This is a genomic window from Streptomyces sp. NPDC090077 (genome assembly GCF_044747545.1).
Lineage (GTDB): Bacteria > Actinomycetota > Actinomycetes > Streptomycetales > Streptomycetaceae > Streptomyces.
This window is the reverse complement of the sequence record NZ_JBIVEG010000001.1, coordinates 559,317-585,715: the sequence shown is the minus strand read 5'-3', so window position 1 is coordinate 585,715 and position 26,399 is coordinate 559,317. Positions and strand designations below refer to the sequence as shown.

Annotated in this window: 22 protein-coding genes; 17 read left to right on the top strand and 5 right to left on the bottom strand. The window is 72.5% G+C overall.

Annotated features, from left to right (window positions below; genetic code table 11):
- Positions 1 to 56 precede the first annotated feature (56 nt).
- The 9 genes from ACIPW5_RS02575 (at position 57) to ACIPW5_RS02535 (ending at position 10,317) form a co-directional block, all read left to right on the top strand.
- Entirely contained in the window at positions 57 to 1,628 is a 1,572-nt protein-coding gene (locus ACIPW5_RS02575) for a serine/threonine-protein kinase (protein ID WP_401239280.1), read from the top strand.
- Between the two features lie 108 nt (positions 1,629 to 1,736).
- Complete coding sequence (locus ACIPW5_RS02570) at positions 1,737 to 2,897, top strand: agmatine deiminase family protein (RefSeq protein ID WP_401239278.1); 1,161 nt, start codon at positions 1,737 to 1,739, stop codon at positions 2,895 to 2,897.
- 128 nt (positions 2,898 to 3,025) lie between these two features.
- Positions 3,026 to 3,607 carry a TetR/AcrR family transcriptional regulator gene (locus ACIPW5_RS02565; protein WP_401239275.1) on the top strand — a complete coding sequence of 194 codons (582 nt, stop codon included), beginning with the start codon at positions 3,026 to 3,028 and terminating at the stop codon, positions 3,605 to 3,607.
- A 290-nt stretch (positions 3,608 to 3,897) separates the two neighbouring features.
- Positions 3,898 to 4,914, top strand: a complete 1,017-nt coding sequence (locus ACIPW5_RS02560; RefSeq protein ID WP_401239272.1) for an agmatine/peptidylarginine deiminase — start codon at positions 3,898 to 3,900, stop codon at positions 4,912 to 4,914.
- A 119-nt stretch (positions 4,915 to 5,033) separates the two neighbouring features.
- Complete coding sequence (locus ACIPW5_RS02555; protein WP_401239269.1) at positions 5,034 to 6,704, top strand: ABC transporter substrate-binding protein; 1,671 nt, start codon at positions 5,034 to 5,036, stop codon at positions 6,702 to 6,704.
- Positions 6,701 to 7,660: an ABC transporter permease gene (locus ACIPW5_RS02550; RefSeq protein WP_401239267.1), complete on the top strand. Its 960-nt coding sequence runs from the start codon at positions 6,701 to 6,703 to the stop codon at positions 7,658 to 7,660. Before ACIPW5_RS02555 ends, ACIPW5_RS02550 begins: the two co-directional genes overlap by 4 nt.
- The gene (locus ACIPW5_RS02545; protein WP_401239264.1) at positions 7,657 to 8,511 is read left to right on the top strand and encodes an ABC transporter permease; all 855 of its coding nucleotides are present in this window, start codon (positions 7,657 to 7,659) and stop codon (positions 8,509 to 8,511) included. Before ACIPW5_RS02550 ends, ACIPW5_RS02545 begins: the two co-directional genes overlap by 4 nt.
- Positions 8,508 to 9,512, top strand: coding sequence for an ABC transporter ATP-binding protein (locus ACIPW5_RS02540; protein ID WP_401239261.1), 1,005 nt, complete (start codon positions 8,508 to 8,510; stop codon positions 9,510 to 9,512). The genes ACIPW5_RS02545 and ACIPW5_RS02540 overlap by 4 nt, the downstream gene beginning before the upstream one ends.
- Complete coding sequence (locus tag ACIPW5_RS02535) at positions 9,502 to 10,317, top strand: ABC transporter ATP-binding protein (RefSeq protein ID WP_401239258.1); 816 nt, start codon at positions 9,502 to 9,504, stop codon at positions 10,315 to 10,317. The genes ACIPW5_RS02540 and ACIPW5_RS02535 overlap by 11 nt, the downstream gene beginning before the upstream one ends.
- A 30-nt stretch (positions 10,318 to 10,347) precedes the next feature.
- On the opposite strand, the gene ACIPW5_RS02530 is transcribed toward ACIPW5_RS02535, so the two are convergent.
- Positions 10,348 to 10,995 (bottom strand): TetR/AcrR family transcriptional regulator, encoded by a 648-nt coding sequence (locus ACIPW5_RS02530; RefSeq protein ID WP_401239255.1) that lies wholly within the window; start codon positions 10,993 to 10,995, stop codon positions 10,348 to 10,350.
- Between the two features lie 158 nt (positions 10,996 to 11,153).
- Here ACIPW5_RS02530 and ACIPW5_RS02525 point away from each other — a divergent pair, with 158 nt between their 5' ends.
- Entirely contained in the window at positions 11,154 to 12,308 is a 1,155-nt protein-coding gene (locus ACIPW5_RS02525) for an agmatine/peptidylarginine deiminase (protein WP_401239252.1), read from the top strand.
- Positions 12,309 to 12,440: 132 nt separating this feature from the next.
- Positions 12,441 to 12,965, top strand: coding sequence for a DM13 domain-containing protein (locus ACIPW5_RS02520; RefSeq protein ID WP_401239250.1), 525 nt, complete (start codon positions 12,441 to 12,443; stop codon positions 12,963 to 12,965).
- Between the two features lie 17 nt (positions 12,966 to 12,982).
- Here ACIPW5_RS02520 and ACIPW5_RS02515 read toward each other — a convergent pair whose 3' ends face one another.
- Positions 12,983 to 13,747 (bottom strand): hypothetical protein, encoded by a 765-nt coding sequence (locus ACIPW5_RS02515; RefSeq protein WP_401239247.1) that lies wholly within the window; start codon positions 13,745 to 13,747, stop codon positions 12,983 to 12,985.
- Between the two features lie 232 nt (positions 13,748 to 13,979).
- On the opposite strand from ACIPW5_RS02515, the gene ACIPW5_RS02510 reads away from it, so the two are divergent.
- Positions 13,980 to 15,305 carry a hypothetical protein gene (locus tag ACIPW5_RS02510; RefSeq protein ID WP_401239244.1) on the top strand — a complete coding sequence of 442 codons (1,326 nt, stop codon included), beginning with the start codon at positions 13,980 to 13,982 and terminating at the stop codon, positions 15,303 to 15,305.
- A 60-nt stretch (positions 15,306 to 15,365) separates the two neighbouring features.
- Here ACIPW5_RS02510 and ACIPW5_RS02505 read toward each other — a convergent pair whose 3' ends face one another.
- A complete protein-coding gene (locus ACIPW5_RS02505; protein ID WP_401239242.1) occupies positions 15,366 to 17,525 on the bottom strand; it encodes a transglycosylase domain-containing protein in 2,160 nt (719 codons plus the stop codon).
- Between the two features lie 253 nt (positions 17,526 to 17,778).
- On the opposite strand from ACIPW5_RS02505, the gene ACIPW5_RS02500 reads away from it, so the two are divergent.
- The 5 genes from ACIPW5_RS02500 (at position 17,779) to ACIPW5_RS02480 (ending at position 23,863) form a co-directional block, all read left to right on the top strand.
- Entirely contained in the window at positions 17,779 to 18,936 is a 1,158-nt protein-coding gene (locus tag ACIPW5_RS02500; protein ID WP_401239239.1) for an amidase domain-containing protein, read from the top strand.
- Between the two features lie 287 nt (positions 18,937 to 19,223).
- Positions 19,224 to 20,636: a family 2B encapsulin nanocompartment shell protein gene (locus tag ACIPW5_RS02495; RefSeq protein WP_401239236.1), complete on the top strand. Its 1,413-nt coding sequence runs from the start codon at positions 19,224 to 19,226 to the stop codon at positions 20,634 to 20,636.
- A 98-nt stretch (positions 20,637 to 20,734) separates the two neighbouring features.
- Positions 20,735 to 22,111 (top strand): family 2 encapsulin nanocompartment cargo protein terpene cyclase, encoded by a 1,377-nt coding sequence (locus tag ACIPW5_RS02490; RefSeq protein ID WP_401239234.1) that lies wholly within the window; start codon positions 20,735 to 20,737, stop codon positions 22,109 to 22,111.
- 2 nt (positions 22,112 to 22,113) lie between these two features.
- Entirely contained in the window at positions 22,114 to 23,013 is a 900-nt protein-coding gene (locus ACIPW5_RS02485; RefSeq protein ID WP_401239231.1) for a geranyl diphosphate 2-C-methyltransferase, read from the top strand.
- Positions 23,014 to 23,146: 133 nt separating this feature from the next.
- Positions 23,147 to 23,863, top strand: coding sequence for a hypothetical protein (locus ACIPW5_RS02480; protein WP_401239228.1), 717 nt, complete (start codon positions 23,147 to 23,149; stop codon positions 23,861 to 23,863).
- A gap of 63 nt (positions 23,864 to 23,926) precedes the next feature.
- Here the strand turns inward: ACIPW5_RS02480 and ACIPW5_RS02475 are convergent, their stop codons facing one another.
- Together ACIPW5_RS02475 and ACIPW5_RS02470 are read right to left on the bottom strand one after the other, a co-directional pair.
- Positions 23,927 to 25,231, bottom strand: coding sequence for an MDR family MFS transporter (locus ACIPW5_RS02475; protein ID WP_401239225.1), 1,305 nt, complete (start codon positions 25,229 to 25,231; stop codon positions 23,927 to 23,929).
- Entirely contained in the window at positions 25,231 to 26,325 is a 1,095-nt protein-coding gene (locus ACIPW5_RS02470; RefSeq protein ID WP_401239222.1) for a PLP-dependent cysteine synthase family protein, read from the bottom strand. The genes ACIPW5_RS02475 and ACIPW5_RS02470 overlap by 1 nt, the downstream gene beginning before the upstream one ends.
- Positions 26,326 to 26,399: the final 74 nt, after the last annotated feature.

Here is a 26,399-nt window from a genome sequence, read left to right as displayed (position 1 = left end):
CCAGTTAGGGCGACGATGCGATCCGGTCACTCCCGCATCTCCGAAAGAGCCACCGCATGTCCGTTCAGCCTTCCGGCGTCCAGCCGGCCCACGCGGCACTGGCCGCAGACGACCCCCGAGAGATCGGCGGCTACCGCCTCCACGCCCGGCTCGGTTCCGGCGGCATGGGGGAGGTCTACCTCGCCCATACCCCCGGCGGCCGCCCGATCGCCCTGAAGGCCGTCCGCAGGGAGTTCGCCGCGGATCCCGCCTTCCGGGAGCGGTTCGCGCGCGAGGTGGCCAGCGCCCGCCGGATCCACGGCCTCTTCACCGCCCAGGTGGTCGACTTCGGGGTGGACGAGCGCACGCCCTGGCTGGCCACCGCCTACGTGCCGGGCCCCTCGCTGGACGAGGTGGTGCGCCGGCACGGGCCGCTGCCGGTCCGTACGGTGCTGCTGCTCGTCGCGGGCATCGCCGAGGCGCTCCAGGCCATCCACGGCGCGGGCGTGGTCCACCGCGACCTCAAGCCCGCCAACGTGCTGCTCGCCGGCGACGGGCCGCGCGTGATCGACTTCGGGATCGCGCACGCGGCCGGCTCCGCCGCCCTGACCGGCACCGGACTGCGGATCGGGACCGCGGCCTTCATGGCGCCCGAGCAGGCGCTCGGCCGGCCCGTGACCTCCGCCACCGACGTCTTCGCCCTCGGTGCGCTGACGGCCTACGTGGCGGGCGGGCAGCCGCCCTTCGGCGGCGGGCCGGAGTCGACCGCCCTGTACCGGGTGGTGCACGAGCACCCGGACCTCACCCGGGTCCCCGCCGAGCTGGAGCAGCTGGTGCGCTGGTGCCTGGCCAAGGAGCCGGCGGACCGGCCCACGACCGCCGAACTGATCGGGTACGTCCACGCCCACCCCGGTGTGGGCCCGCGGCCGGAGTTCACCGAGGGCTGGCTGCCCCGACCGGTCCGGGAGGAGGTCGGCGCGGGCCGGGACGGCGGATGGCCCGCCCCGCACGCGCCGACGGCCCCGGCCGCTCCCGTCCCCGTACCGGCCCCCGGCCCCGTGCCCGTACCGGCTCCCGGCCCCGTGCCCGGCCCCGCGCCGACCCCTCCCGCCCCGGTCCCGTACGCCCCCGCCCCCGAGGCGGACGGCGGCAGACGGGCCCGCCGGCGCTCCCGCGGGCGGCTGCCGGCGGTGGCCGCGGCGGTCGCCGTGACCCTCGCGGCCTGCGGCGCGGCCGTCTACTGGTTCGACGCCCCGGACCCGGAGGGCGGCGGAGCCGAGGGCTTCGTGCCCGGCTACACGGGGACGAAGCTCACCGCCCCCGACTCCGGCTACGAGTTCGACCTGGAGGCCGGGAAGGTGGTGCCGGCCGACACGGCCGCCTGGTACCTGGCGTCGGAGGGCCGCTCCTTCGTCGCCTCGGAGTCCTCGGACGTGCACCTGGCCGAGAAGGGTGCGCCGACGCCCGCCGACTGCGAGCAGGGCATCGAGACGAAGCCGGTGACCGCACTGCCCTTCAGCGCCCTGGGGGAGCGGCGGCCGTTCTGCGTGCGCAGCCCCGACCGGAGCCGGATCGTCGTGGTCCGGCTGGTGGAGGCGGCCGCCGACGGTTCCGTCACGGTCCTGGTGGACCAGTACCACCGTGAGTGAGCACCGGGCCCGCGGCGGCCGGGACACCCCCGCCACGCTGCTTGACTGAATTTTCAGTTAGCGCAAAGATGCCCGTCATCCCCCTCCCCTTCCTCATCAGGGAGCACCATGGACACGCCCAGCACCACCCGCCGCAACCTCCTCCGGTACGGCGCGGCAGCCGTACCGCTGACGCTCCTCGCGCCGCCCCTCACCGCCGGCGCCGCGCGGGCGGCGACTGTCCCGGGCGCCGGCGCGCTCACCATGCCCGCGGAGACCGACGCGCACGTCCGCACGTACATGGCCTGGCCCGCGCTCTCCTCCGTCTGGGGCCGCCCGCTGGAGCGGGTGCGCGCCGACATCGCCGAGGTCGCCCACCAGATATCGCGGTTCGAGCCGGTGGTCGTGCTGGCCCGCCCCGGCCAGGCCGCCGACGCCCGCTACCTCTGCGGCCGGGGCGCCCGGTACGCCGTGGACGTGATCGAGATCCCGGTTGACGACCTGTGGATCCGGGACTTCGGGCCCACGTTCGTGGTCGGGCCGGGCGCGATCGCCGGTGTGGACACCAACTTCAACGGCTGGGGAAAGACGGGCACCAAGTACGCCCAGCCCTTCGCCAACGACGCCGCGGCGGCCGCCATCCTCCTCGACGAGTACCAGGTGCGCCGGATCCGGGCCGGGTTCACCGGCGAGGGCGGCTCACTGGAGACCGACGGCGAGGGCACCCTGCTGGCCACCGTCAGCTCCCTGGTCAACCCCAACCGGAACCCCGGGACGGGCCAGTCCCAGGTGGAGGACGCGCTGCGGAGTTCGCTCGGGATGGACAAGGTGATCTGGGTGCCGGGCCTGGCGGGCCAGGACATCACCGACTGCCACATCGACTGCCTGGCCCGCTTCACGGCCCCCGGCAAGGTCATCCTGGACCGGCCCGCCCCCGGCACCGACCCCAAGTGGGTCGCCGTGTACGAGGAGACCAAGCGCGTGCTGCAGGGCGCCACCGACGCCCGCGGCCGGAGCCTGGCCATCACCGAACTCCCCGGCCCCGAGCGGAGCCGGATCCGGGGCAAGGGGGACGAGTTCCTCTCCAGCTACACCAACTACTACACGCCCAACGGCGCGGTGATCCTCCCGCAGTTCGGCGATCCGTACGCCGACGGCGTGGCCTACGCCATCCTCCAGGCCGCCTACCCGGCCCGCCAGGTGGTCCAGGTCGACATCGACGGCATCGCGAGCGGGGGCGGCGGCATCCACTGCGCCACGCAGTCGCACCCCGTTCCGCCGGCGCTCTGATGCGCGCCGGGGTGCCCCGGCGGGCGGGCGGCGCACCGGTCGGGGGGCGGGCCGCGCCCGTCGCGGCCCGAACGCCCGGTGACGGCCCGCTTACGTCCCGCCGGGAGCACCCCGGTAAGGTGCGGGGCATGGCGTCTCGCAGCACTCAGATCCTCGAAGCGGCCGCCCGGGTCATCGCCCGGCGCGGGGTCCGCGGGCTGCGCGTGGAAGAACTCGCGGCCGAGGCCGGGGTGTCCACCGCCCTGATCTACTACCACTTCAAGGACCGCACCGGGGTCCTGCGCCACACCCTGGAGTTCATCAACGACCGCGCGGAGCGGTACACCACCGACCGGGACCCCTCCGAGCCGCCGCTCTCGCCCCGCGAGGAGCTGGAGGAGACCCTCCTGCTCGAACTCCAGGACACCGTGGAGGTGCGGGAGAACAGTGCGGCCTGGGGCGAGCTGCGGGCGAGCGCCGTCTTCGACGAGGTGCTGCGCGAGGACCTCGCCCGCGCCACCCTGGTCTGGGTCCAGGAGGTCGCCGCGCTGCTGGGCCAGGTCCGGCCGATGGTCCCGGCCTCGGCGCTCGCCGCGGCGGCCGAGCGGCTCACCGCCCTGCTGGAAGGGCTCAGCATGCGCTGGCTCAGCGGCGGCATCGGCATCGGCCACGCCCGGGAGCTGATGCTCGGCGCCATCGACGCGGAGCTGGCCGGACTCACGCGGGGCTGAGGCCCCGCCCGGCGGCCGCCGCATCCCTTCCCCCTCGCTCCGTCATGGCGAGGACGTTTCCACGCCGTATCTATTGACTGAATTTTCAGTCAGTGCCACAGTGAAGCCCTGCCCGGGCCGACCGGCACCCCGCGGTTCTTCCCCGCGCCGCGCCCACGAGGCGCCTCCGGGCCCGCGCTCCGCGTGACCCCCTCCCTCTGACCTGCCCCTGGCTTGCATGTCCGCCCTCGCCCTTGACTGAAATTTCAGTTGGGTGACAGACTCCGCCAACGCAAGAAATGAGACACCTGATGGCTGAATACCGTATGCCCGCCGAGTGGTCCGCGCACGAGGGCTGTCTGATGGCCTGGCCCACCCGTCCGGACCTGTGGGGCAGCGTCCTCCCCGCCGTGAAGGAGGAGTACGCCGACGTGGCCCGCGCCATCGCCGCATTCGAGCCCGTCACGATGGTTGCCCCGCCCGGCCACGCCGAGGACGCCCGGGCCCACTGCGGGGACACCGTCACCGTCATCGAGCTGCCGCTCGACGACTCCTGGTTCCGCGACTCCGCCCCGCTCTTCGTCCTCGACGCCGAGGGCAATCGGGCCGGCGTCGACTTCCGCTTCAACGCCTGGGGCGGCAAGCACCACCCCTGGGACTCCGACGACCGGGTCAGCGCCCTGCTGCTGGAGCACGTCGGCGCCCCGCGCATCGCCTCCGACATGATCCTCGAAGGCGGCGCGATCACCGTCGACGGCGAGGGCACCCTCATCACCACCGAGCAGTGCCTGCTGCACCCCAACCGCAACCCCGGCATGACCCGCGAGGAGATCGAGGCCGAGCTGAAGGCCCGGCTCGGCGTCACCAAGGTCATCTGGCTGCCGTACGGCGGTCTGCTCGACACCGAGACCGACGGCCACGTCGACGGGGTCGCCGCCTTCGCCGCACCCGGCACCGTCGTCGTCTCCCTCCCCGACGACCCGGCCCACCCGGACTACGCCCGGATGCGCGCCAACCGCGCCGTACTGGAGGCCGTCACCGACGCCCGGGGCCGCCGCCTGGAGATCGTCGAGGTCCCGCAGACCGCCTTCGCGGACCTCGCCGGCGGCGAGATCGAGGTGTCGTACCTCAACTACTACGTCGCCAACGGCGGCGTCGTCGTCCCGGTGGCGGGCCTGCCCGAGGACGAGGAGGCGCTCGCGGTGATCGCCACCGCCTACCCCGGCCGCAAGGTCGTCGGCGTCCGGGCGCTCGCCATCGCCTTCGGCGGCGGCGGCGTCCACTGCATCACCCAGCAGATCCCGGCCGCCCGCCCCGCCGCCGGCTGACCGGACCGGCCCGCACCGGCCGACCCGGTCGCACCGACCGGGCCCGGCCGCCCCCGGCGGACCGCCCCCGCGGTCCGCCCGCTCCTCCCCGCATCCCTCACGGAAAAGAGAGCGCGACGATGACCACCTCACCACCCCGCACCGGCAGACGCCTCCGCCGCCTGCCCGCGGGCACGCGCCCCGCGGCCGCCGCCACCGCGGTCCTGTCCTCCCTCGCCCTCCTCGCGGCCTGTGCGGGCCCGCCGAAGGACGAGGCCGGCGGCGTCACCGACGTCAAGCTGTCCGCCTCCACCCCGGAGGCCAAGGGCGAGATCGACTCCTTCACCTGGGCCGTCTACGCCGAACCGCCCACCCTCGACTACACGGTGGCGTTCGACTACCCCCAGAACACCGTCCTGTCCAACGTGTGCGAGAGCCTCATGCGCTGGAACCCGGACCTCACCACCGAACCCGGACTCGCCCGCAAGGCCTCCAACCCCGACCCCACCACCTGGGTCTACGACCTGCGGCCCGGCGTGCGCTTCCACGACGGCGGCGAGATGACCGCCGACGACGTGGTCTACAGCCTCGGCCGGCAGACCGACCCCGCGAACGCCGCCGCCTGGGCCCAGAACTTCCAGAACGTCGAGTCCGTCACCAAGAGCGGACCGCTCCAGGTCACCGTCAAGCTCAAGAAGCCCGACTCCCAGTTCCCCCAGTACATGGCCACCGCCGCCGGGGTCGTCGCCTCCAAGGCCGTCGTCGAGGCAGCGGGCAAGGACTACGGAACCACCGGGAGCCTCGGCTGCACCGGCCCCTTCAAGCTCGGCACCTGGGACAAGGGCCAGTCCATCGAACTGGACCGCTTCGACGGCTACTGGGGCACCAAGGCCAAGTCCAAGAAGGCCGTCTTCCGCTTCCTCACCGACCCCTCCGCCCGCACCAACGCCATGCTCAGCGGGGAGATCGACGGCGGCTACCTCATCCCCACCGAGAGCTACGGCCGGCTGCGCGGCAGCGGCGTCGGCACCCTGTACTTCGGCGAGGGCCTGAGCACCGTCAACGTCAACGTCACCAACACCCAGGGCCCCCTCGGCGACGTCCGCGTCCGCCGCGCCCTGTCCCTGGCCCTGGACCGCACCGGCTTCGTCAAGGCAGGACTCGGCGGCGCCGGCACCGTCACCAGCTCCCTCACCACCCGCGCCGCCTGGGCCTCCGCCCCCGAGCAGACCCTCAAGACCGCCTTCGACGGACTGCCCCCCACCGGACAGGACGTCGAGCGGGCCAAGGCCCTCGTCAAGGAGGCCGGTGCCACCGGCAAGACCCTGACCGTCGCCACCAGCTCCATCGGCCAGGACGTGTCCCTCCTCGCCACCGCCGTCCAGGCCGCCGGCACCAGCATCGGCCTGGACATCCGGCTGAAGACCATCGCCCCCAACGCCTTCACCGCGCTCTTCACCGACCCGCAGGCACGCGAGGGCATCGACATGTTCCCGCTCACCTACTACGACTCGATCACCGACCCGCTCGACCTGCTGACCAACTTCAAGACCGGCGCCTACATGAACTTCGCCGGTCACAGCGACCCCGAGTACGACCGGCTCGTCGACGAGGCCACCGCCGCCTACGACCCGGCCAAGCGACTGGAGACCGTCGCCAAGCTCCAGCGGCAGGCCGCCGAACAGCTCCTGTGGATCCCCGTCGCCGAATGGCCCACCGCCGTGTTCCTGAACAAGCGGATCACCGGCGCCCCGACCACCATCTCGTACATGTACCACCCCTGGGCCGCCGCCGTGGGGGCCGCACAGTGAGCTTCGCCCGCTTCGCGGCACGCAGGCTGGGGGAGATGGCCGCCACCCTGCTCGCCGCCTCGTTCGTGGTGTTCGGGGCGATGTACCTGGCCCCGGGCGACCCGGCGAGCTTTCTCCTCTCCGGCCGCTCCGCCTCCCCGGAGGCGCTCGCCTCCGTCAAGGCCCAGTACCACCTGGACGAGCCCTTCCTCGTGCGCTACGGCCGCTGGCTCGGCGACGTCCTCCAGGGCGACTTCGGCCGCTCCATCACCTACCGCACCGACGTCTCCCGGCTGCTGGCCGACCGGCTGCCCACCACCCTGCTCCTCGTCACCATGGCGCTCGTCGTGGTGGTGGCCGTCGGCCTCTTCCTCGGCCGGCTCGCCGCGGTCCGCGGCGGCGCCACCGACACCGCCGTGCTCGTCACCACCACCTTCGCCGTCGGCACCCCGTCCTTCGTCGCGGCCGTGCTCCTCCAGGGCCTGTTCGCCGTCAAGCTCGGCTGGTTCCCCACCAGCGGGGCCGGCGAGGGCTTCACCGACAAGCTCTGGCACCTCGCCCTCCCGGCGACGGCCCTCGCCCTCTACCTGATCGGCATGCTCGCCCGCGTCACCCGCTCCGCCATGGCCGAAGCCCTCGACAGCGACCACGTCACCGTCGCCCGCAGCCGCGGCGTACCGGAACGCCAGGTCATCCGCCGGCACGTGTTCCGCAACTCCCTCGGCACCGTCCTGACCACCGGCGGCCTGATCGTCTCCACCCTGCTCGTCTGCACCGTCCTGGTGGAGACCGCCTTCAGCGTCGGCGGTATCGGCCAGCTCCTCGAACTGTCCACCAGCACCAAGGACTTCCCGACCGTCCAGGCCATCTCGCTGATCATCGTCGCCCTCTTCATGGCCGTGAACCTGGTCGTGGACCTGCTGCTCCCGCTCGTCGACCCCCGGGTCACCCTCGGCACCAGAGGGGCCGCCGCATGACCGCCGTACTGACCCGCCGCCCCGGCCTCTCCAAGATCCGCGCCGCCGGCTCCCCGCTCCACCTCGCCTGCCTCGGCCTCGTCGGCCTGGTCGTCCTGGCCGCGCTGCTCGCACCCTGGCTGGTGCCCCACGACCCCAACGCCGTCGACCTGGGCAACGCCCTGGCCGGCCCCGACGCCGCACACCCGCTCGGCGTCGACGCCGCCGGCCGCGACACCCTCTCCAGACTGCTCCTCGGCGCACGCACATCGCTGCTCGGCCCCCTCGGCGTCGTGGTCTTCTCCACCCTCGCCGGAGTCGCCGTCGGCACGGCCGCCGCCTGGCGCGGCGGCTGGCTCGACTCCGTGCTCTCCCGCAGCACCGAGCTGGTCTTCGCCTTCCCCGGCATGCTGCTCGCCATCCTGATCATCTCCGTCTACGGCGAAGGACTGCTCGCCCCCGTCATCGCCCTCGCCGTCGCCTACCTCCCCTACGTCAGCCGCCTCACCCGCTCCCTCGTCCTCGCCGAGGCGGCCCGCCCGTACGTGAGCGCCTACCGGGTCCAGGGCCACTCCGCCCTCCAGATCTGCCTGCGCCACGTCCTGCCCAACATCGCCCCCGTCGTCCTCGCCCAGTCCACGATCAACTTCGGCTACGCCCTGATGGACCTCGCCGGACTGTCCTTCCTCGGGCTCGGCGTCCCCGCGCTCACCCCCGACTGGGGCCGCATGGTCTTCGACGGGCAGACCGCGATCCAGCACGGCTACCCGCTGTCCGCGATCCTGCCCTGCGCCTTCATCGTGCTGACCGTGGTCGCCTTCAACGTGGTGGGCGAACGCTGGGCCGACCGCGTCGCCAGGAGAGACCGATGAACACTCCCGCCAGCACGCCCGAGAACGCCCTAGAGGTCAGCGGACTGCGGGTCACCCTCCCCGGAACCGCCCGGCCCGTCCTGGACGGGATCGACCTCACCGTCGGCCGCGGCGAGACCGTCGCCCTCGTCGGCGAATCCGGCTCCGGCAAGAGCATCACCTCCCGCAGCGCGCTGGGACTGCTGCCGCCCGGCGCCCGCGCCGAAGGCGCCGTACGGGTCTGCGGGCGCGACGTGCTCGCCATGACCCCGGCCGAACTGGGCGGCGTACGGGCCGGCACGGTCGCCATGGTCTTCCAGGACCCGCGCGCCGCAGTCAACCCGCTGCGCCGCATCGGCGACTTCCTCACCGAGAGCGTCCTGCTCAACGGCACGCTGAACCGCGCGGACGCCACCGCCCGCGCGCTGGAACTGCTGCGGGCCGTCGGCCTGGACGAGGCCGTCCTGCGCAAGTACCCCGGCCAGGTCTCCGGCGGCATGCTCCAGCGGGTCGTGATCGCCGCCGCCCTCATGGGGGACCCCGCCCTCCTGCTGGCCGACGAGCCCACCACCGCCCTCGACGTCACCAGCCAGGCCGAGGTGATCTCCCTGCTGGCGGGGCTGCGCGCACGCTTCGGCACCGGGCTGCTGTTCGTCACCCACGACCTCGACCTCGCCGCGGCCATCAGCGACCGGGTCTACGTGATGTACGCCGGCCGGATCGCCGAAACCGGGCCCGCCGAGGCCCTGTTCGCCCGGCCCCGGCACCCGTACACCGCCGCCCTGCTCGCCTCCACCCCGCGGATGGACGGCCCCCGGGGCCGGCTCGCCGCCATCGACGGACGGCCGCCCGACCTGCGCGAGGAACTGTCCGGCTGCGCCTTCGCCGCCCGCTGCCCGCTCGCCACGGAGATCTGCGACCACCGGCCGCCGCACCCGGCGGCCGCGCCCGGCCGGCCGGACCACCGGGCCGCCTGCCACCACAGCGACCGGCTCGAAGGGAGCACCGCCGATGTCCGATAGCACCACGGACGCCCCGCACCTGCTGGAGGTCAGGGGCCTGCGCCGCACCTTCGGCACCGTCCGGGCCGTCGACGACGTGTCCTTCGCCCTGCCCGAGGGCGGCTCGCTGGGCGTCGTCGGCGAGTCCGGCTCGGGCAAGACCACCACCGCCCGCATCCTCGTCGGCCTGGAGACGGCCGACGCGGGCGAGGTCCTCGTACGCGGCCTGCCCCGGCCCGCCCGCACCCGCGGCAGGGCCGCCCGGCTGGCCCGCGCCCGCCAGGTCCAGATGGTCTTCCAGGACCCGTACCTCTCCCTCGACCCGCGCACCCCCGTCGAGGCCGCGCTGCGCGAAACCCTCGCCCTGCACTTCCCCGGCCGCGACCACACCGCCCGGGTGCGGGAACTGCTCGACCAGGTCGGCCTGGGCACCCGGGCCGCCGAGGCCCGGCCCCGGCAGCTCTCCGGCGGCCAGCGCCAGCGGGTGGCCATCGCCCGCGCCCTCGCCGTCGAACCTGCCGCACTCGTCCTGGACGAGGCCGTCGCCGCCCTCGACGTGTCCGTCCAGGCGCAGATCCTCAACCTGCTGGCCGACATCAGGGAGGAGACCGGGATCGGGTACCTGTTCATCACCCACGACCTCGGCGTCGTCCGGTCCGTCACCGACGAGATCGTGGTGATGCGCCACGGAGCCGTGGTCGAGAGCGGCCCGACCCAGGAGGTCCTCGCCGCGCCCCGGCACCCGTACACCCGGCTGCTCCTGGACTCCGTACCCCGGCCGGGCTGGGACCCGGACGCGATCGCCGAGGCCAGACGGGCCCTCTGAAGCAGCGGGACGGGGCCCGGGGCGGCCGGCTCAGCTGCCGGCGGCGAGCGTGCGCACCAGCGTGCGCAGCACCGGGCCCGGGTCGACCTCGGCGCCCAGCGACTCCACGGCCGCCAGGCCGTCCACCGCGGCCGCCACCGCCTCGCCCAGCAGGCGCGCGTCCACGCCCCCGCCCCGCTCCTCGGCGAGCACGTCGAACAGGGCCGTGAAACTGCCCCGCCAGCGCCGGTACTCCGCCTCCAGGCAGGCGCGGACCCGGGCGTCGTTCAGGGCGTGCCAGTGCAGGGCGGCGTGGAGGTGGGAGAGCTCCGTGCCCTCGGGCCGGGAGAGCAGCGCGACCACCCGGTCGGCCCGCTCGGCGAAGGAGCCGGGCGCCGCCACGGCCTCCTCCAGCGGGAGGATCCACTCGGGGCGCATGTCCGCGACGACCGCCAGGACCAGATCGGTCCGGTCCTGGAAGTGGTAGTGGCACATCCCGTGCGACACGCCGCTCAGGGCCGCCACGTTCCGGGTGGTGAAGCGCTCGCTCATGCCGCCCGCGAGCAGGGTCCGCGCGGCGGCGATCAGCCGTGCCCGGGTCTGCTCGCCCTTGGCGGAGACCCGGGCGCGTCCCGTCCCCGGTACCGCCGGCGCGGGCGGTGCGGACGGGTCCGGGGAGTCCTTCGGCGCAGCAGGCATGGCGTCACTCTAGTCAGCCTCCGGCGCGCCACCTGGGCCTTTTCCCGAACCTCCGGAACGGTCCTGCCGAAACTCTTGACCGAGCGCTTGGCCAGTTTTAGTTTTCCGGCCAACCCCGCAACCGCCGCGGGGCGTCGGAGACCCGAAGGAGACCCCTCATGAACGACCACGCAGCCGGTCCGCCCCGGGCGGGCATGGACAGGCGCCGCTTCCTGACCGCCGCGGGCCTCGCCGCCGCCGGCGCGGCCGTCACGGCCGCCGCCGCACCGGCGGTCGCCCGGGCCGCCGCCCGTCCGGCCGCCGCGGGAGCCTTCCGCGTACCGATCGAGGACGTGCGCCACACCCGCACCTGGATGGCCTGGCCGGACAGCACCTCGATCTGGGGGAACAAGCTCTCGGGCGTCCAGTCGGACATCGCCCTGATCGCCCGCACCATCGCCAAGTACGAGCCGGTCTACCTGTGCGCCAACTCCGGCAGCGCCGCCCGCGCCCGCTCCCTGTGCGGCTCCACCGTCACCGTGCTCACCTCCATCCCCGTGGACGACTGCTGGATGCGCGACTCCGGTCCGGTCTTCCGGACCGACGGGGCCGGCGGCCTGGACGCGATCGGCCTGAACTTCAACGGCTGGGGCAACCGCCAGACCCACGCCAAGGACAACCTGGTCGCCGGCCGGGTCGCCGCCTACACCGGGGTCCCGTTCACCAGCGCGGCCCTGATCGGCGAGGGCGGTGCCGTCGAGCAGGACGGCGCGGGCACCCTGATGGCCACCCGCAGCAGCCTGGTCAACAGCAACCGCAACCCCGGGAAGTCGCAGGCGCAGATCGAGGCCGCGCTGTGCACGGCGTACGGCGCCTCCAAGGTCATCTGGTTCGACGGCGTCCGCGGCCAGGACATCACCGACGACCACGTCGACGCGACCTCCCGGTTCCTGGCACCCGGCCGGGCCCTCGTCCAGATGCCGCTCGCGACCGACAACGACGTCTACGCCAAGGACGCCCGCCAGCAGTACCAGATCCTGTCCGCGGCGACCGCCGCGAACGGCACCCGCATGTCGGTGGACCAGCTCCAGGGCCCCGACTACTACAAGATCCGCTCGACCAACCCGGACTTCCTCGCCTCGTTCGCCAACTACTACGTCTGCAACGGCGCGGTGATCTCCGGCCAGTTCGGTGACACCCGGGCGGACACGGCCTCCCGGGCCACCCTCGGCCGGCTCTTTCCCGGCCGCGTCGTCGAGCAGCTGAACATCGACCGCCTCGGCACCGGCGGCGGCGGCATCCACTGCGTCACCCAGCAGCAGCCGGCCGCGTAGCGCACCGGGTGCCCGCCCGGCCGGTGACCACCGGCCGGGCGGAGCCGTAAGGATTCCGTCACCACCCGGAAGCCCGGTCCCGGCGTCCCGGTCCGGTTGAATGGCCGGAGGACGACGACGGAGGGGTACGCAATGGGACGCGCGGGCGGGCGGCGCAGGCCGATGGTGATCGCAGCGGTGGCGGTGGCGGCCGTACTGGTGGCGGTGGGGGCGTACTGGTTCGAGCCGTGGAAGCTCTGGCAGGACCGGACGGTCCGGGAGGCGCTGCCGACGGCGACGGCGTCCGCCCCCGCCCAGGCCGCACCCCGGACCCTGGCCCGGGGGACCCTGATCAGCCACGAGCACACCACCACCGGGACGGTGGAGCTGGTGCGGCTGGCGGACGGCTCCCGCGTCCTGCGCCTCGAAGGGCTGGACACCAGCAACGGTCCGGACCTCCGGGTCTGGCTCACCGACGCCCCGGTGAAGGAGGGCACCGACGGCTGGTACGTCTTCGACGACGGGAAGCACGTCAGCCTGGGCGCCCTCAAGGGCAACAAGGGCGACCAGAACTACCCGGTCCCCGCCGACGTGGACCTGTCCCAGTACGGCAGCGTCACGATCTGGTGCGACCGCTTCGACGTCTCCTTCGGCGCGGCCGCCCTCCAGCCGGTCTGATCCGGAAGGAGCACCGCCTAGCGCAGCAGGGCGCGGGCGAGCGCGGTCATCACGGTCCGGGTCTTGGTGTCGCCGGTCGGCGGCGGGGTGAGGCCGCGCGCCCGCAGGGCCCCGTCCAGGAGGTGCTGGACATCGGCCGCGTCCTCCAGGTCCGCGCGCGCCGAGACCTCGACGAACCGCAGCCCGCCCTCGGTGGTCCACTCCTCGACGGCCACCGCGCGGGGCAGCTCCTCCCACTCCTGCTTCCACTTCACGGCGTGCACCGGGCCCAGCGCCGTCAGCCCGTCCAGGCCGCCGGCGGCCGGCCCGGCCGCGCCGAGCAGCTCCAGCTGTTCCTCGACCAGCAGCCGGCCGGGCGAGCCGGCCCCGGGGTCGAGGGAGGCGGCGAAGCCCACCTCGGCCTGGAGCGAGGCCGCCACCACGGGTGCGAACGCGGGCGCGGCCCGGTCCTGCTCGATCCGGTACTCCCACTCCTCGCCCTCGCGCTCCTCCAGCCAGGGCGGCGGCAGTGCCGGACAGGGCCGCAGTTTGACCGTCATGTCGGCTTCGTCCTTGGAGCCACGCCCCTCGCGGTCCCGGCGCAGCCGCAGGATGACGCCCCGCTCCAGGAGCGGCAGGGCGATCTCCTGCCCGGCGGTCCTCGTGGGCCTGTCCCAGAAGTGGACGGACCGGCGCCGGCCGTCGTCACGGTCGAGCCCCAGGGCGTCGAACGCCGCGGCGGCCTCCGTCCCGGCAAAGCTGACCTTGATCTCGGCGGCCTCGGCCGTGGGGGTCTGCTCCATGGTGCCGTTATCGCCCCGGTGGCCGCCCCGCCCCGGTCGCCCCCGCACGGCGGGCCGCGGGGTTCACCCGGGTGCCGCACCCCGTTGCCACGAACGGCCGCCGGTCTGTGGATCGGCTGTGAAAAGGTGGGTCACCGGGGGTGTCGTGTGAGCTGTGTGCCAACAAGTTCTATATTCGTACGAAGCATCCACGCGCGGCCCTGCTGCGGAGATTCAGGGGGGTACGACCGCGATGGCCGAGACCGATGCCGCCGCCGGCACCCGGGCGAAGTCCCGCACGGCCCGCAAGGCGCGCCGCAGGAACCGCAACCGCAAGCGCGTGGGCATAGCCGCCGCCGTGATCGTGGCCGGCGGGGCCGCCACCGCCTTCGCGGTCGGCTTCTCGGGTTCCTCGGAGAACCGGCAGGACGCACGCCTGGGCACCCCGACGGGCGCCGGCGGGGTGACCGGCGGGCCCGGCTTCGGCAAGGGGCCGAAGCCGAACTGGGACGGCAAGGTCGAGGTGCTGGGCGACGGCTCCACCTCCTACACCGGACCCCAGCCGGGACAGCTCAAGCCCGAGAAGCTGAAGCCGGGCGAGAAGCCGCCGCAGTTCGTGGTCTTCTCCTGGGACGGCGCGCTGGAGGGTGACGACCACCTCTTCTCCCACTTCCGCCAGGTGGCCAAGCAGAACAAGGCCCACATGACGTTCTTCCTCACGGGCATCTACCTCCTGCCCGACGCGAAGAAGTCCCTCTACCGCCCGCCGCAGCACGGCCAGGGCGCGGCCGCCATCTCGTACCCGACCGCCCCGCACGTGAAGACCACGCTCCAGCAGCTGCGCGGCGCCTGGACCGACGGCAACGAGATCGGCTCCCACTTCAACGGCCATTTCTGCGGCGCCAAGGGCGGCGGGGACTGGAGCGTCGAGGAGTGGAAGAGCGAGATCGACCAGGCGTACGGCTTCATGAAGGCCTGGAAGACCAACACCGGCTTCACCGGCGAGCCGGCCCTGCCCTTCGACCCCGACCGGGAGGTGGTCGGCGGCCGCGCCCCCTGCCTGGAGGGCCAGAAGAACCTGATCTCCGCCGTCAAGCAGTACAACTGGCGCTACGACGCGAGCTCCTCGGGCGACTTCCAGCTCTGGCCGTCCAAGATCGACGGCATCTGGAACTTCCCCCTCCAGCTTGTCCCGCTCCAGGGCAAGGAGGTGCAGGTCCTCTCCATGGACTTCAACTTCCTCTACAACCAGTCCGGCGACAGCACCCAGGGCGACCCCGCGAAGTTCCCCGCGTGGCGGGATCAGGTCCGCGGCTCCTACATGAACGGCTTCAACCGCGTCTACAACGGCAGCCGGGCCCCGATGTTCATCGGAAACCACTTCGAGGACTGGAACGGCGGCATCTACATGAAGGCCGTCGAGGACGTGATGAAGGACGTCTGCAACCGGCAGGACGTGCGCTGCGCCTCGTTCCGCGAGGTCGCGGACTGGATGGACGCCCAGGACCCCAAGGTCCTGGCCCAGCTGCGGATGCTCGACCCGGCGCAGGCGCCGGACTGGAACGCGGTCGTCAAGTAGGACCACGACGACGGGGGCCGGGCGGCACGTGCCGCCCGGCCCCTGCCGTCGTGGTCCCGGCTACTTCACGGCCCTGGCGTAGTTCGTCCACAGGTCGACCGCCCGCGCGCTGCCGGGCACCGTGGGGGCGTCGCCGCCGAGCCCGGTCAGCGGCAGCGGGATCAGGTCCAGCAGCGACATCCGGTAGACCACCACCGCCGTGGTCTCCTGCGCGGTGGTCCCCACGAACCAGCCCGCCGTGTTCGCGGCGGTCGTGCCCGTCTTGCCCGCCGCTCCCGGCTGGACCTTGGCCGCGGCCTTGGCCGAACCCTCGCTGACGGCCGAGCGCAGGGCCTCCGACACCGTCCGGGCGGTCTTCTGCGACATCGCCTTGACCGCCTTCGGCTGTTCGAGCGGCACGGCGGCGCCCGCGCGGGAGGCCGAGCGCACCGAATAGGGGTCGGTGTGCATCCCGTCCGCGGCGAAGGTCTGGTAGGCCCCGGCGATCCGGATCGCGCTGGGCTTCGAGTTCTCCCCGAGCGCGAAGGTGGGGATCCGCGGGCCCAGGCTCGACGCGAGGAGTCCCGACCGCTCGGCGTACGCCTCCACCCGGTCGACCCCGACGTCGATGCCGAGCTGGAGCATGGGGGTGTTGACGGAGTTGGCCACCGCCTGCTGCAGGGTGATCTGCCCCCAGCTGCGGTCGCCCTCGTTGTGCCCCTTGAGCACCTTGCCGCTGCGGTCCCAGTACGGGCCCTCGGGCGTCTGCACGGTCGCCTGGTCGTTGCCGTCGTACATGCTGGAGGCGGAGACGGGCGTACGGGCCTGGCCGCGCGTGCGCACCACCCCGTCCTCCAGCGCGGCGGCGTAGACGAAGGGCGTGAGGATCGTGCCGGCCGGGATCGTCGTCGCGTTCGCCTCGTTGAAGCCCTGCTTGAGGTAGTCCGGGCCGCCGTACACGGCGAGCAGCCGGCCGTCCCGGGCCACGCTGGCCGCGCCGATCTTCGCGAACTTGTCGGTGTCGGGACGCTTCTCGGCGTCGAAGGACTTCTGCGCCTCCTGCACCGCGGTGGTCAGGGCCGCCATCCGGTTCTTGTCGAAGGTCGTGTAGATCTGGTAGCCGCCGAGGTCGAAGTCGGACTCCTTGAGGTGGCCGGCCTTGATCGTGTAGGCCTTGGCCATCTGCACCAGATAGCCGTTCTGCGCTCCGGGGATGCCCACGAGGGAGGCGTCCGAGGGCTCCGGGAACTTCGTGTAGCCGGCGCGCTCGGCGGCGGAGAGGTGGCCGGTCTCCACCATGCGGTCCAGGATCCAGCTCCAGCGCTCGACGGCGCGGGCGTGGTTCTCCTTGCCCAGGGTGGGGTCGAACAGGCCGGCGCCCTTGAGGAGGGAGGCGAGGAAGGCGCCCTCGCTGGCGTTGAGCTGGGAGACGTCCTTGCCGTAGTACGCCTGGGAGGCGCGCTGGATGCCGTACGTGCCGCGCCCGAACCAGCTGGTGTTGAGGTAGTCCTCAAGGATCTGCTTCTTGCCCGCGCGGCTGTCCAGCTTCACGGCGAGCAGCAGCTCGGTGAACTTCCGGGACAGGGTGCGGTCCTGGTTCAGGTACGCGTTCTTCACGTACTGCTGCGTGATGGTGGACCCGCCCTGGGTCTCACCGCCCGTCAGCGCGGCGCGCACGGCGCGCAGCACGCCGGAGGGCGAGACGCCGGGATCGGAGTAGAAGCTGGCGTTCTCGGCCGCCAGGACGGCGCCCTGCACCTTCTCGGGCACCTTCTCCAGGGGCATCTCCTGCCGCTGGACCCAGCCCGTGCGCGCCATGGTGGAGCCGTCGGACCAGTAGTAGACGTTGTCCTGTTGTTTCGCGAAAGAGTTGAGATCGTCGGGTATGTCCGTTACCGCGTAGGCGATTCCGACGAACGCCGTCATTCCGACGAACAGGTACAGGACGGCGCCGAGCCACTGGCGGCCGGAGGGTATCCAGCGGCGCCAGCCGCTGCGCCCCGGTCGCGGGTACGCCGGGCGCAGCCGCCGCAGCAGCGGGTGCGCCTTGGCGAGGAGGGGTCCGAGGACGGGTGCGAGGCGGGCCGCCAGGCCGGAACCGGAAGGTGCCCGACGGCCGCCGGACTTCCGGCGGCGGCCGGTGGGGGCCGCACCGCTGCTCTTCGGGGCCGCACCGGTGCCCTTCGGGGCGGCACGCCTGCCCCGCGATCGCCCTCTCGACGACTCGTCCTGCCTGCCCACTCGGTATGCCCCCTGTGCTCCGCTTCCGCCTACACCCTAGATGCATTTCCTGTGAAGAAGGTGAGGAGGTGGTGGGAACCGGCGTCCGGTACCGGAGCGTCTCGCGATGCGGAAGCGGAGTCGTGTGGCCCGCCGGGCGGAGCGATCATGCCGGGCAACGGGGGACGAAACGGAACGCAGCCACAGCATCGCCCAGTTGTGCGAAGATTCCGTCCTCCCGGTCCGTGTGGACCGGGTGACAAGGGGATACACAGTGATACCTAAGAGGTTCAGGCTGGCCGCCATAGGCGCCCTGACCGTGACGATCGCGTCCGGCAGCCTGTTCGCCTACTCCGCGAGCGCGGGTACGACGGAGGACGCCGACCGCGCCACCGCGGACGCCTTCGGCCGCATCGCCGACGACGTGCTCTCGCAGCGCACGCAGGCCCTGGTCGACGGCCACGTGAAGCACCGCGACGCGGCGCCCTCCTCCAAGAAGAAGGCCCGCCTGTCGGACAAGCTGAAGAAGGACGAGGACGCGGCGATCGCGTCGCTCAAGTCCCGCAAGACCCGTCTCGCGGAGCTCGGCGAGTCCTACACGGCGGCCGACACCCGCGTCGTGGTGGACAAGGCGACCATCACCGGCGGCAAGGCGACCGTCCAGGTCACCGAGCAGACCACGCTCACCTACAAGAAGGTGCGCGGGGACGAGCCGGACAACACGGACTTCAAGACGCGCTACGAGCTGACGCTGACGGGCAAGAAGGGCGGCTCCTGGGAGCTGACCTCCATCAAGTCCCAGGACAGCGCCAACGCTCCCGTCGCGGTGAACGAGCCCGTGGCCGCCAAGGCCGCCGCCGCCCCCACCATCAAGGACGACGGCAACCAGTACCCGGACGGGACGCCCGCGGCGACCAAGTACCCCGCCCCGGCCGCCAAGGCCAAGGTGCTGACCGGTGGCGCGTACGACTACAACGCCATGGCGAAGTACGCGGAGAAGTACTGGAGCAACTACAACCCCGCCTACCGGAAGTTCAACGGCAACGGTGGCGACTGCACCAACTTCATCAGCCAGGCGCTGAAGGCCGGCGGCTGGAAGCCCGTCCCGGGCACCTCGTCGGACTACCGCAACTGGTGGTACGACGGCACCCGCCAGTCCGACTCCTGGGTCGGGGCGAACGAGTGGGCCTGGTTCACGCTCTCCAACCAGCGGGCCGCGAACCTGGCGAACGTGTACCAGATGGACATCGGCGACATCCTGCAGGTGGACTTCAACAAGGACGGGTCCAAGGACCACTCCATGATCGTCAGCTACCGCAGCCGTGCCGGCATGCCGTACCTCACGTACCACTCCACCAACACGTACCGTAAGTCGCTCGCGAGCATCATCGCGTCCTACCCGGACGCGCGCTACTTCGCGTACCGCACCTGACGGTCGTCACCCGAGCCCCTCCCGCCGGCGGAAGCCTCCCCGGCGGGAGGGGCTTTTTTCATGCCCCGGCCTGGCCGGATCCTGTCGTCGGTCGTGTCAAACCTCCGGCCCACCAAGATCACTGCATCGAGGTAATGCGCTCGGCATTTCAAGGTCATCCGGGTGAGCGGACCGTTACTGTTCCTCGAGATCTGGACGGATTCCCGGATATTCGCCCTTCTTTTTTCCTTTTCACCGGTGACGTGCGCTTATGTACGTCGCCGAGCTTACGAAGGAGAGCTCGTCGCATGACCGTTGACACCAGCCCGGAAGCCCAGCTGGATCCGCCGCAGCAGTCCAGCCTGAGCACGGCCGCCGCCCGCAACCTTGCCAGCACCACCAAGTCCGCCCCCCAGATGCAGGAGATCACCTCCCGGTGGCTGCTGCGCAGCCTGCCGTGGGTGGAGACCAAGGGCGGCACCTACCGGGTGAACCGCCGACTGAGCTACACCGTCGGCGACGGGCGGATCGAGTTCGTCCAGGACGGCGCCTCGGTCCGCGTGATCCCGCAGGAACTCGGCGAGCTGGCCCTGCTGCGCGGCTTCGACGACCTGGAGGTGCTGACCGCGCTCGCCGGCCGGTGCGTCCAGCGCGACTTCCGGGCCGGCGAGGTGCTCGTCGAGCGCGGCGCCCCGGCCGACCAGATCCACATGATCGCCCACGGCCGGATCAGCCAGACCTCCGTCGGCAAGTACGGCGACCAGGTCGCCGTCGCCACCCTCGCCGACGGCGACCGCTTCGGCGAGAACGCCCTCCTCGACGGCGACGCCGGCTGGGACTACACCGCCACCGCGGAGACCCCGGGCACCCTGCTCACCCTCTCCCGCGACGAGTTCGCCGCCGTCCTGTCGCAGGCGCCGACCCTCCAGGCCCACATCCAGGAGTTCAGCTCGCTCCCGCACCAGCGGCAGAACCGCCACGGCGAGGCCGAGATCGCCCTGTCGGCCGGCCACACCGGCGAGTACGAACTCCCCACCGCCTTCGTGGACTACGAGCTCAAGCCCCGCGAGTACGAACTCTCCGTCGCACAGACCGTCCTGCGGGTCCACACCAGGGTCGCCGACCTCTACAACGGGCCGCACAACCAGACCGAGGAACAGCTCAGGCTCACCATCGAGGCGCTGCGCGAGCGCCAGGAGCACGAGCTGATCAACAACCGCGAGTTCGGCCTGCTCCACAACGCCGACTTCAAGCAGCGCATCCAGACCCACTCCGGCCCGCCCACCCCGGACGACCTCGACGAGCTGCTCTGCCGCCGCCGCGGCACCAAGTTCCTCTTCGCGCACCCCAAGACGATCGCGGCCATCGGGCGCGAGTTCAACGCGCGCGGGCTCTACCCGGACCACGTCGACGTCGGCGGGCAGCAGGTCCCGGCCTGGCGGGGCGTACCGATCCTGCCCTGCAACAAGATCCCGATCAGCAAGGAGAACACCAGCTCCATCCTCGCCATGCGCACCGGCGAGGACAACCAGGGCGTCATCGGCCTGCGGCAGACCGGACTGCCCGAGGAGTACGAGCCCGGCCTGTCGGTGCGCTTCATGGGCATCAACGAGCAGGCGATCATCTCCTACCTGGTCACCACCTACTACTCCGCCGCCATCCTGGTGCCCGACGCCCTCGGCGTCCTGGAGAACGTGCAGATCGCCCGCAGGCGCGACTAGAGGACCTGCCCACCGGCCGCGACACCCGGCACCCCCCGGGCCCGGCCGAGCACGCCCGGGATCCGGGCCACCTCACCCACCTCACCAAGGAGCCACGGATGCCCGATCCCGGGCCTTCCCCTCTGCAGTCGAGCCTGCCCTCCGCCGCCGCGCACTTCGGCGCGCACGTCCTCGCCCACACCCTGGCCCTGGGCAGGCCCCCGGCCGACGCCCCGGTCGCGGAAACCGCCGCGGCCGAGGCCGTTCCCGCGGCGGCCGCGGCCGCGACGCCCGTCGTCACGGCCCCCGCCGCCACCCGGTCCGCCCTGCCGTCCGCGCCCGTCCTGCCCTTCGGCACCCACGCCCCCGCCGCGCCCGCGGCGGGGGAGGGTGAGGGAACGGTACGGCAGGCCGGCGAGGCGCTGGAGCGGATCATCCGCGGGCCCAGCGGCCTGGGCACGGCCGCCCTGCACCTCGCCCCGCACGGGGAACCGGCGGCGCCCGCCGCACCGGTGGAGGCCCTGCACATCCCCGGCCTCTACTACCACCCCGTCGCCGAACCCGACCCGGCGCGGGTGGCCGAGCTCAGCCGCCGGATCAAGGCCTGGGCGATGGACGAGATCCAGCTCTACCCGGCCGACTGGGAGGGCGAGTTCGACGGCTTCTCCACCGGCCGCTACATGGTCGCGTGCCACCCCGACGCCCCGACGATCGAGCACCTGATGGTCGCCGCCCGGCTGATGGTCGCCGAGAACGCCGTCGACGACATGTACTGCGAGGACCACGGGGGTTCGCCCATCGGTCTGGGCGGCCGCCTGCTGCTGGCCCACACCGCACTCGACCCCCTGCACACCACCAGGGAGTACCACCCCCAGTGGGCGGATTCGCTCCAGGAGGACGCGCCGAGGCGCTCCTACCGCTCCGCCATGGAGTACTTCGTCCAGCAGTCCACGCCCTCCCAGGCCGACCGGTTCCGGCACGACATGGCCCGGCTGCACCTCGGGTACCTCGCCGAGGGCGCCTGGGCGCAGACGGACCACATGCCCGAGGTGTGGGAGTACCTCGTGATGCGGCAGTTCAACAACTTCCGGCCGTGCCCCACCATCACGGACACCGTCGGCGGCTACGAACTGCCCGCCGACCTGCACGCCCAGCCCGCGATGCAGCGGGTCCTGGCGCTCGCCGGCAACGTCAGCACCATCGTCAACGACCTCTACTCGTACACCAAGGAACTCGCCAGCCCCGGGCGCCACTTGAACCTGCCCGTGGTGATCGCCGAACGCGAGGGGGTCTCCGACCGGGAGGGCTACCTCAAGGCGATCGAGGTCCACAACGAGCTCATGCACGACTTCGAGGCCGAGACCGCCGCACTGGCCGCCGCCTGCCCCGTACCGAGCCTGCTGCGCTTCCTGCGCGGGGTGGCCGCGTGGGTCGACGGCAACCACTACTGGCACCAGACCAACACCTATCGCTACAGCCTGCCCGATTTCTGGTAAGGATGGACTTATTCGTGACCAGCACCGATCTCACCACCACCCCCTCCGTCGGCTCCGTGCTCATCCCCGCGCCGACGACGCCCTACCAGGGTGACATCGCCCGTTACTGGAACGCCGAGGCCCGCCCCGTCAACCTGCGCCTGGGCGACGTCGACGGCCTTTACCACCACCACTACGGCATCGGCGACATCGACCACGCGGCCCTCGGCGACGCCGATGACAGCGAGTACGAGAAGAAGCTGATCGCCGAACTGCACCGGCTGGAGTCGGCCCAGGCCGAACTGCTCCTCGACCACCTCGGCCCCATCGGCCGCGACGACACCCTGGTGGACGCCGGCTGCGGCCGCGGCGGCTCCATGGTGATGGCCCACCAGCGCTTCGGCTGCAAGGTCGAGGGCGTCACCCTGTCGACCAAGCAGGCCGACTTCGCCAACCAGCGCGCCCGCGAACTCGGCATCGAGGACCACGTCCGCGCCCGCGTCTGCAACATGCTGAACACCCCCTTCGAGACCGGCCAGGCGGCGGGCTCGTGGAACAACGAGTCCAGCATGTACGTCGACCTGCACGACCTCTTCGCCGAGCACTCCCGGGTGCTCGCCGTCGGCGGCCGCTACGTGACCATCACCGGCTGCTGGAACCCGCGTTACGGCCAGCCCTCCAAGTGGGTCTCGCAGATCAACGCGCACTTCGAGTGCAACATCCACTCCCGCCGCGAGTACCTGCGGGCCATGGCCGACAACCGCCTCGTGCCGCAGGCCGTCATCGACCTGACGCCCGACACGCTGCCCTACTGGAAGCTGCGCGCCACGACCTCGCTGGTGACCGGCATCGAGGAGGCGTTCATCAAGTCCTACGAGGACGGCTCCTTCCAGTACGTCCTGATCGCCGCCGACCGCGTCTGACCAGGTTCTGAGCGGGCTCCGACCGGGCCCGTCCGCAGCACACCGGAGGGGCCGGGTCCGTCAGCCGACGGATCCGGCCCCTCCCGGGCGTGTGACCATGGCCCCCGGCACATCCGCACCACCTGGGGGAAGCATGTCCACCCGTACCACCGCCGCGCGCACTCTCGCCGCCGCGCTCGCCGCCCTGTTCGTCCTGGCCGGCTGCACCGCGCCGGACAAGGACCCGAAGGCCGCGGGGAGTTCCCCGGCGGCCGTGGCGGCGCCGCCCGCACCCGGCGGCACGGGCGCCGGGTACGAAGGACCCCGCCCGCAGGACCAGAACCTGCTGGCCTGGACCGGCGACCCGAACGACGCGGGCCACGTCACCGCCCAGTCGGCGGCCGGCGTCGGCGGACGCGTCACCCTGGTCCGGATCGTCCTGCGGCAGGAGACCGCCTGGTCGAACATCTGGCTCGGACTGGCCGGACTCGACCCCAACGCCCAGCTCTCCAACTGCTACCTGGGCGTGTACGACGCCACCGGCGCGCTGCGCGCGGCCACCCCGGACATCTCCCCGCAGCTGATGACCGACCCCGTCGCGAAGCCGTTCGCCCTCGCCAAGCCGTTCACCGCCGCACCCGGGACCTACTTCATCGCCCTCCTGCTCAACGGCAACTGGGCCACCAACGCCCTCACCTTGAAGTCCACCGGCGCCGGCATCTCCGTCAACGCGGGCCTCACGCCCCCCAACCTGCGCTACAGCACCCTCCTGACCGGCCAGAACTCCCTGCCGGCCAACGTGAACCTCGCCGAGCAGTCCACCAGCACCATCAACACCGGCTGGGCGAGCCAGTGGTACGGGATCTCCTGACCCCGAGGACACCCCGTACCCGCCGCCCGGCCGGAGCCGGGCGGCGGGCAACGGGCAGCGGACTCAGGCCGGTACGGCCTCGGCGCGCGCTCCGCGGACGGGCGGGGCGAGCCGGCCCGAGCGGTCGAGGCCGTACAGGGCGGCCGTGCACCCGAGGCCGAGGAGGAACAGCGCGAGCCAGGGCAGCGCCGACATCCCGGCCGAGCGGGCCGCGTCCAGCGCCGCCCCCGTCAGCAGGTTCCCGACGGCGATGCCGACCCCGCACACCGTGTTGTACAGCCCGTAGTGCGTGGCGACGAGCCGGTCCCCGCAGAGCCGGACGATGGTGTCCATCTCGAACGGGTACGCGATCATCGTCCCGGCGGCCAGCAGCAGGGCCGCCAGCACCGGCGGCACCGCCGCCAGCAGCTGCGTCCCCAGCTGCGACCGGGGCACGGGCAGGGCCGTGGCGGCCAGCAGCGGCAGGAACGCCGCTCCCATCGCCAGCAGCCCCCAGGCCAGCGCCCGGCCCGGCTCCAGACGGGCCTTGCACCAGGCGGTGACGCGGGTCTGGAAGAGGATCGTGCTCAGCCCGGACACCGCGAAGAGCACCGCCACCGCGGCCGTGCCGAAGCCGCCCTCGCCGCCGACCCGCCGGATCTCCAGCGGCAGCGCCATGTAGACCTGGAAGGTCATCACGTAGGAGCCGATCATCGCCACGGAGAACAGCAGGAACGGCCGGTTGGCGAGGATCCCGCGCCACTGGGCGAGCACCCCCTCCCGGGGGCCCTCGGCGCGTTCGGCGGCGTCGTTGCCCCGGCGGGCGGGCAGGGCCCGGACCTGCACGATGCTCAGCACCGCGAAGATCCCGGCCGCCACCAGGCAGGTGACGCGGAAGTCGACGCCCGTCAGCACCATGCCCACCAGCGGGCCCAGCAGGATGCCGGCCTGGTAGAAGACGTTGAACAGGGCGAAGGCCTCCACCCGGCGCTCGCCCGCGTCGGCCGCCAGGTAGGCCCGGGTGGCCGGGTTGAACAGGGCCCCGGCCAGCCCGGTGGCCGCGGAGGCGGCGATGAGCGCCGGGACGGAGTCGACCAGCCCGAGGGTCGCGAACCCGGCGATGCGCAGCACGAGCCCGGTGATGATCATCGGCTTGTAGCCGAGGCGGTCGGCGAGGGTGCCGCCGATCAGGAACATGCCCTGCTGGCTGAAGTTGCGCACGCCGAGGATCAGTCCGACGGTCCAGCCGGCCAGCCCGAGCGGGCCGGCCAGGTGCGTGGCGAGGTAGGGCATGAGCATGTAGAAGCCCAGGTTGATGGTGAACTGGTTCACCATCAGCAGCTGGACGCTGCGCTCGTACGTGCGGACCTGCGCGAGGGTGCCCTTCATCAGGCGGGAACCTCCGCGGCGCGCAGGGTCAGCGGGTCCACCACGCTCGCGCAGCGGGTCCAGCGGGTGACCTCCTTCTCGTCCAGGCGGCCGATCGTCTCGGGCTCCGCGGCCGGCGGGGAGTCCAGCAGCCCGTGCGCGGCGCAGTAGTCGTCGTCGTACACGGTGCCGAGGTAGCGCTGCGGGCCGTCGGGGAAGACCGCGGCGATCCGGGTGTCCTCGGGCAGGGTGCGGGCCAGCCAGCCGGCGACCAGGGCGACCGCGCCGACGCTCCAGCCGCCGGCGGCGTAGTGGGAGGCGGCGAGCTGGCGGCAGGTCCACACGGCCTCGCCCGGGGCGACCCAGTGCACCTCGGAGAACTGCTCGTAGGCGACGTTGCGCGGGTAGATGCTCGAACCGAGGCCGCGCATCAGGCGGGTCCGCGCGGGCTGGCCGAAGATGGTGGAGCCGACGGTGTCCACCCCCACCAGCTTCAGCTCCGGGTAGAGCTGGCGCAGGACGCGGGAGACGCCGGCCGAGTGCCCTCCGGTGCCGACGCTGCACACCAGGACGTCGATGTGGTGCAGCTCGGTGGCCAGTTCGAGGGCCAGCGGGGTGTAGGCGGTGGTGTTGTCCGGGTTGTTGTACTGGTCCGGGCACCAGGAGCCGGGGTGCTGGGCCAGCAGCTGGGTGACGCGGTCGCGGCGGGCCTGCTGCCAGCCGCCGGTGGGGTGCGGTTCGGAGACGACGTTGACCTGGGCCCCGTACGCGGTGAGCAGGCGGGTCATCGACGCCTCCAGGCCGGGGTCGGTGACGAGGGTGACGGGGTGTCCGTGGACCATGCCGGCCAGGGCGAGGCCGAGGCCGAGGGTGCCGCTGGTGGACTCGATGATCCGGGCGCCCGGCTTCAGCTCGCCGCGGGCGCGGGCGCGCTCGACCATGTGCAGTCCGGGGCGGTCCTTGATGCCGCCGGGGTTGAAGCCCTCGAGCTTCGCCCAGAAGCCGCGGCCCGCCGGGGCCAGGGGCTCCGATACGCGCAGCAGGGGGGTGTTGCCGACCAGCCCGGAGAGGCCGGAGCGGGCGGGGGGAGTGACGTCGGTGGCCGAAGAATGCATTGTTCCGCTCTCGTTCGAAGATGCGTCGGTGGTCGCGCTCGTGGGAAGTGCCGAGCCTGGGCAGGGCAGGGTCC